Source organism: Candidatus Neomarinimicrobiota bacterium (genome assembly GCA_034716895.1).
GTDB lineage: Bacteria > Fidelibacterota > UBA8477 > UBA8477 > JABMPR01 > JABMPR01.
This window is the reverse complement of sequence record JAYEKW010000237.1, coordinates 1-7,344: the sequence shown is the minus strand read 5'-3', so window position 1 is coordinate 7,344 and position 7,344 is coordinate 1. Positions and strand designations below refer to the sequence as shown.

Below are 7,344 nucleotides of genomic sequence, written 5' to 3'. Positions count from 1 at the left end.
CATAATAGCCCTGGGAACGACTCAGTATATGGTCTACTCCCGTTGGGATATCGACAAAGCCATTCGTAAACAGCTGGCCTGGATCAATATGGCTTCACGCATGGAGCAAGCCGTTGACTTTGGCTATTCGGTGTTGCAGGATAGTCTGCCTGAGAGTTCGCAGGCGATCACCATCAATCGTATTCAAGCTTATCGTACAACCGTCGTCACCGGCATCGATGACGGGACTGATGGGTATTATCCATCAGATAATACTCAACCTGATTATTACCAGATCAAAATCTATATCGCCTGGTTTTCACCAGATAATCTGTCCGATAGCCTCACAGCCTATCTATCTGAAGCAAGTGGTTGGGACTACTAATGGGATATAATGGATCACGAGGAGCGACGCTGCCTGAACTAATGGTAACGCTGGTGATCGCCAGTATTGTAGCTATCGGGTTTTCATCTGTGCTGATGTATTCCAGAAATATGTACAATGATACCCAGGTCCGCTCTCAATTGAGCCGGGATGCATTCATCGTGGATCGATATGTTCGTCAGAAACTGACTTTACAGATCGCTGATTCTATGAGGATTTATGCCAACGCCGCTGATGAGAGTTCCGGAACTACATCCAGCTCAGGAAGCATTTTACGGGCTGTCCGTCCGGATAGTACGGTTGATCACCTTTCAGTTGAGTCTGCTCAGCTGGTTTGGCAGATCGATACAACTACTCATCAACCGATTGATTCAGATATTTCCCAGTTGCAATTCAGTCAACAACCTGGATTCAGCAAGAAACAATTGACCATTTCCATGCAACTAAGTGAAGCTGGTGATACCGTTGAATTGGACTGGCTGGTGAGTATCAGGAATTGATGGGTGACTGAGCCGGTTAACTGCATAAATAAACTGCTCAAATGTAAATTTGAAATGGAACTTGAATAAATGTATATCATCGCCATCATGGTTACTGCGATCATCTTTAGTATCACTGGTTTAGGGGTACTGAATCTGGCTCAAGCAGTCATTCTGGATGCCCAGACTGCTGCCCATACCCTGGAAAATCAGATCGAAGTTGAATCCGTGGCAAACATTGCTATCTGGCGTCTGAATACCGGGGCAGATAGCCTGGGTTCTTTCAGCAACGGTGATGTCACCAGCATTTATGACAGTACCACACTAACCCTGACCATCAACCTGGCAACGGCAGATGATTCGTGCGGCTTCAAACTTTCTTTGGAGGAAGATCATCATTTCCTCCGGGCTATTGGAACCAGAAATACGATCTCACAGTCCAGTTATGGGATTGGCGAAGAACCTGAACATGTTCCACGGGAAAATTTTGGATTTTTGCCGGAGGTTGATCTCAGCTATTGGATAAATAGAGCCGATACGATCTATACTGGGAATGATCGAACCTATTATGATGCTGATCTGCGAGAGGGTATTCTTGTATTTACCGGAGATGGTGTAAAAATTGAGAATGTTGAGCTATCCAACACCACCATGATATTTACTGGAACCGGTATTGATTTTAGAAGAAATAATATTGTAAGTGCCCTGCAAAACGATTCCCTGGTCTATCCTGCTTTGGTTTTTACAGATTCTACTTTCACATTTTTCATCAACGAGTGGTTTGGATCCAGGAAAGACCATATCCAAGGAGCGATCTATGCTGCCGGATCCATTTTACTGCGAAAAGGGGAGCTTTCCGGTCCCGTGGTGGCCAGAAATGTCTTTCTCTGGAGGAATATGGACTTTATTGATGATCAGTATCCTCAATACTATCGCTGGCCTCAGGGGTTTGGAAGCTTTAGTGCCTATGATTGGCCCAAACAGATCGCTTTATGGGAACCACTTTAGACTCAAAAAGGAAGAGCCCTCCAAAGAGAGCTCTTCGCCAACGAATCAATTTCTGATTGATGTTTATCAGTGATCTGTCTTGGGATTCCATTCCTTCCAGACATTTCCCACTAGATCCGGTCCTGGTTTGAGGATCTTCTTCCCAGGTTCCCAGCCGGCTGGACAAACTTCAGCGGCCTTGGTAGCACGGACATGTTGGTAGGCTTGCACCTGCCGGATGGTCTCGGCCATCTGGCGGCCAACTGGCGGTGTCAGGATTTCATAGGCTTGAACCACACCATCCGGATCGATGATGAAGCGCCCCCGCATTTCCACTCCAGCTTCCTCATTATAGACCCCGTAAAGATCACCAATATTTCCAGAACCATCTGAGGCCATGTGAAAGGGAATATCCTTGCCTACCATTTTGGAAAGCTCATGATCATTCCACATTTTGTGGACGAATTGACTGTCTACGCTTACTGAGATAACTTCAACATCCAAAGCTTGAAGTTTGTCATACGAATCAGCGACCGCTGATACTTCAGTAGCTCAGACGAAGGTGAAGTCCCCTGGATAAAAGCATAGGAGCGTCCATTTCCCCAAAAAATCTGATAACTTGACAGTCGTAAAACCACCTTTATAATAGGCTGGCGCGACAAAATCCGGAGCTTTTGCTCCAACTGATACTTCGCTCATTTGATAGTCTCCTTATTATTAGCATACACTATTTTCAGCATAAGAGATTAATCGATGGGAACCGTTGGTTTGAGGTAACCGATCCTTTCGATGATGATCCGTTATGAAGTATTTGACAATAGTTGATAAAAAACAGGTGATAATATACGCAGTGAGTAGCCTGACTCAAGGTGTGAAAATGACTTGACCGATTTTGTGAGGGTCCAGAGATATTCCTTCAGACCCAGGTAGACTGATCTGCCGAAGGCTAACATAGGGTGATCAGATTCCCGGATGTGTCATATTAATCAGACAGAAATTAATTGAAATTGTCAGAAATAATTACCCCCGACTCGGTAACAAAGAATTCATGTGCTTCTTGGAATCTCAAATTATCGTAAACTCTGGAGTCGTATGATAAAGTCCATATATCATATATAAATAACATGATAAGCATATTTGTTGAGGTGAAATTACCAGTAGATAATTTGTATTGGAAGACTGAAATTGAGCTCAGCACACCTGAAGCATAATTTGGCATATAACTTGTCTGTTACGCGTACGTGAAATATATAAATTATAGTAATGCATAACGTGATCACTCAAAAACCAAAAATAAGTCAACTAACCCTGAATTGGTTACTGGTGCTGACGGGCTTGCTGATATTTTTGGTGGCTTCACTTAGCGCACAACCGGCAGGGTATGAGCACCGCAAAAAAATTACTCTGAATAGTTCGCAGATCAGCGGATCAACTGCTCACTCGAATTTTCCCGTGATGATCAAGCTTACTGAAACTGATCTTAAATCCACCAGCAATTCGGGAGGCGTTGTCAACCCTTCCGGCTATGACATCATTTTTACTCAGTCAGATGGATCCACACTTCTGGATTTCGAACTCCAAAATTATACTTCAACAACTGGTGATTTGCTCTGCTGGGTTAGAATGCCCACCTTGTCCCCAGCTTCAGATAGCATCATCTACCTCTACTACGGAAAATCAGGTATCTACTCTGACCAATCAGATACACTGACCTGGAATAGTAATTATCTGGGAGTCTGGCATCTGGAAGATCTTAGTGATGCTGCCGGCACTTATACCCTTACGGATCACAACACTGCAGTTAGCTCATCCGGTAAGTTGGGTAGTGCCAGGGAGTTTGATGGTGATGGGGATGATCTGGAAGAGCTGAAGGCTGGTACCTATCTGGATGGCTTAAGTAGTATTTCGATTTCACTATGGGCTAAGGCAGATGCTGTTGGAACTGACAAGGGTCTGATCTATGCTGACGATCCAGATGCCCTGGATCGACGATTAATGATTCGTCAGGATGCTGCTGGTGAAAAGGGTGGTGGGACCAATGTCTATCGTACAGCTCTGTTGGTTGGTACAACGAGCAAGCAAAGACATGAATCCAGCAATGGATCAGCCACCACGAGTTGGCAACATATCACGATGACCCGTACAGATGGGGATTTAACGGATTTTTATATAGATGGTAGTCTGGATACTCCTTCTTGGGGCAAAAGCAGATCGGGAACCACCAATAAAAGTGAAAAGCTGATTATTGGCAAGGGCTCCAAAGATGGAGCTACCAGTTCCTGGGATGGTCTTATTGATGAGGTCCGTATATCCAATGTTGAGCTAAGTGCTGATTGGATTGCCACTGAATACACGAACATGACTTCCCCTGGCACCTTCCATACAGTTTCAACCACCAATGAATTACCCACTCTGAGTGATATCGAAACTATCGCCTTATCGTATCAAGCAAATGACCCGGCCACTATCGTTAGCACGAGCGTCATTGCACATGACTATTCGGAGTTCACCCTGGATAGTGCGAAAGTTCAGATTTCTACAAACTACTTGAGTAGTGAAGACACCCTGACTTTTGCAACAAATTATGGCATCACTGGATCCTGGCAGGAAAGTACCGGCATATTACGTTTAACTGGAAATGCTCCCATTGCAGATTACACATCAGCTTTGCAGGAAGTTTATTATCAAAATTCGGAAGCTGTGCCTTCAACCTCAACTCGAACCGTGAGTTTTAGTGTAAGTGATGGAACTGGGTTCAGTCCTACGGTTACTCGCGATATCACTATTGGCGCTATAAATAATGCCTCGGTTCTGGCAAGTATTGAAGGAGCTACCCTGGCCTATACTGATGGGGATCCTGATACAATTCTGACCACAACACTGGCGATCTCGGATGTGGATGACTACTACCTGGATACGGCCTGGGTGTCCATCGCAGCTAATTATGTGAGTGGTGAGGATAAGCTCGATTTTGCCACCGCTTACGGGATCACCCCCTCCTGGAGCAGTGTGAATGGTATCCTGCTTTTAACAGGCTCTGCCGCCCTCAGTGATTACCAATCTGCTTTGAGAGCAGTCACCTATGAAAACTTAAACCCCGATCCTGATACAGCCACCAGGACCATCAGTTTTCAGGTTAGTGATGGCTTGGCTCACAGCAATATTTTGACACGTGATCTGAGTGTAACTGCTGTCAACGATGCCCCTATCATCAGTGATATTGAACGAGCGGGAATGGTTTACGACGCCGGTGATGGACCCGTGGCAATCACGGACTCACTCACCATCTATGATGGCGATAACACCAAAATTGATAGTGCCAATGTCCAGATTAGCAGCAATTTTTTTACCGGCGAGGATAGCCTGGGATACGCCAGTATTTACGGAATTTCCGGGACTTGGGACAACGTCAGTGGAACGTTAAGATTAACAGGTAAAAAAGCACTGGCTTCCTACGAAACCGTTTTACGTTCAATTACCTATGAGAATCACCTAGCTACCCCGCATACACCGACGCGTGTGATCACATTTAAAGTATTCGACCCTACTTCTACGAGCAATTTATTGACCCGCTCAGTTTCATCTGGTGCTCCAGCAACTATTTCAGGTCTTGACTTATGGCTGAATAGCAATGAAGGGGTGTATACGGACAACGGTGGGACTGCAGAAGCGGTGGATGGTGATGATGTACAGGTATGGAAAGACCAAAGCGGTAACGGGCGAGATTTTATTAATTCCAGCGGAACACCCTACTGGCGGGAAAACGTGGCTGGCTTAAACGGAGAAAGTGCCATAGAGTATTCAGGTGGGGGTGAATCCCTTCGGGATGCCGATGGTGAAGATTATATCATCGGACTCACGGAATTCACTACCTTTCTCGTGGTAAAATCTGATATCACTTCAACAGATAAGGGTTTATGGCTTGTCCGAAATCCTGGAAATGGGGATAAGGAATTCTCCATTCGCTATGATGCAGTGGGGGACAACAGCAGTGAATTGAATGTAGTCAAGGTTGCCATCATGGACGATGTGGTAGCCAATGAGATGGAGAGTATTGCTGAAATTCAGACGACCAACGCACAAATTGTCTGTTTGGATTGGAAAAGCAATGAAGTTTGGGATCTGTACATAGATGGTGTTTTGAATAATCCCTCCTATTCTGGATCAGCACCCTCAGGCTCTATCAGCTCTGCAGTAAAAATGATTATCGGTCAAGGTCCAGAGGATGGAGGGGGCTGCTGGGATGGTATGATTGCTGAAGTTGTCCACTATAACAGACATCTATTAGAGTCCGAACGGCAAAGTATTGAGGACTATTTTTCTGATAAATATGCTATCAGTGTTCGACTTCTTGAACCGGCCTCTGGTGGAGAATCAATTTCAGCTGATGACTCAGGTGGCTCCTTTACGACATTAACTGGACCACGTATTACTGAAGATACTGCAGGTGAATTAATTGGTGGCGGTACCATTATATTAAACGCACCCAGCGGTTACGAATGGGATACTGTTGGTGCGACACCTACCGTTACTGTTCAGGAAGCTTATGGGATTTCGACTGCACTCACAGTTTCCTATACATCGAGAACCAGTTCAACCATCACCTATACTGTTGGTACAGCATCAAACTCTGGTAGTCAACCCGGTGAGGTCATTTTTAGTGGAATCCAGGTGAGACCCAGCTCAGCATTAGTTCCAAGTACGGGAGAGATCACCAATACGGGGACCACTGGTCCCGGTGGGAGCACGAACTATGGAACCTTGACTCTGGTTGCCGGAACGCCTACAGATGTGATCTACACGCAATCACCTTCAGCAGGTACTATGGGTGAGGTTCTGTCACCAGCAATTAATGTTGAGATTCAAGATGCTGGCGGCAATACCATGGAGACTGCGGGAACCTCAGTAGTCATTGCCATTTCAACAGGAACTGGCAATCTGACGGGAACCGATACCCTAAGTACAGATGCAGGGGGACATATATCCTTTAGTGATTTAGTGATAGATGCCGCTGATACTTTTGTCCTAACTGCCTCCAGTACAGGTCTAACCTCTGCTGTGAGTAGCTCATTTGTTGTCTCGAATCCGGGACAATATGTTACTTTTCTGATTGAGAAGGAGAGTACTGGCAATATTCTGACTCAGACAGCCGGGGTCGACTTCAATGTGAAGATTTCTGCAGTGGATGGAAGTTCAGCTGTGGATACAGATTTTACAGGAACTGTTGATCTTACATCCTCAGGTACACTAAGCAATGGTAGTGGGACCACTACTGCGTTTGTAGCTGGCGTTCTCGCGTCACATACCCTGGCCATCAGTAGCATTGGAGACTATACAGTTACTGCTACTACTACATCTAGCAGTGAAACTGGAAACAGCAATACGTTTACAGTTGAATCTGGGCCAGCAAGTGCCGGTATGTCTGAGATAACTGCCAGCCCAACCGTCCTTGCAAATGATGCTGTGAGTACATCCACTATTACAGTTCAATTAAAGGATGCGGGGGGTAACAAT

Annotated in this window: 4 protein-coding genes and 1 pseudogene; 4 read left to right on the top strand and 1 reads right to left on the bottom strand. The window is 45.3% G+C overall.

Annotation, left to right across the window (positions count from 1 at the left end; translation table 11 throughout):
• The 3 genes from U9Q77_13150 to U9Q77_13140 form a co-directional block, all read left to right on the top strand.
• Positions 1 to 364 (top strand): hypothetical protein (locus tag U9Q77_13150; GenBank protein MEA3288302.1); only part of this gene is annotated, 364 nt, incomplete at its 5' end.
• Positions 364 to 864 carry a prepilin-type N-terminal cleavage/methylation domain-containing protein gene (locus U9Q77_13145; GenBank protein MEA3288301.1) on the top strand — a complete coding sequence of 167 codons (501 nt, stop codon included), beginning with the start codon at positions 364 to 366 and terminating at the stop codon, positions 862 to 864. The genes U9Q77_13150 and U9Q77_13145, both read left to right, overlap by 1 nt.
• A gap of 69 nt (positions 865 to 933) precedes the next feature.
• Positions 934 to 1,851, top strand: coding sequence for a hypothetical protein (locus tag U9Q77_13140; protein ID MEA3288300.1), 918 nt, complete (start codon positions 934 to 936; stop codon positions 1,849 to 1,851).
• Between the two features lie 66 nt (positions 1,852 to 1,917).
• Here U9Q77_13140 and prxU read toward each other — a convergent pair.
• Positions 1,918 to 2,526: pseudogene (gene prxU / locus U9Q77_13135) on the bottom strand (thioredoxin-dependent peroxiredoxin).
• 576 nt (positions 2,527 to 3,102) lie between these two features.
• Here prxU and U9Q77_13130 point away from each other — a divergent pair.
• Positions 3,103 to 7,344, top strand: a 4,242-nt coding sequence (locus U9Q77_13130) for a DUF2341 domain-containing protein (GenBank protein ID MEA3288299.1), incomplete at its 3' end; no start/stop codon positions are given.

Bases quoted from the DNA above. Each gene is read 5' to 3' on its own strand.
- U9Q77_13140 (MEA3288300.1), top strand. From the start codon at position 934: ATGTATATCATCGCCATCATGGTTACTGCGATCATCTTTAGTATCACT.
- U9Q77_13145 (MEA3288301.1), top strand. From the start codon at position 364: ATGGGATATAATGGATCACGAGGAGCGACGCTGCCTGAACTAATGGTA.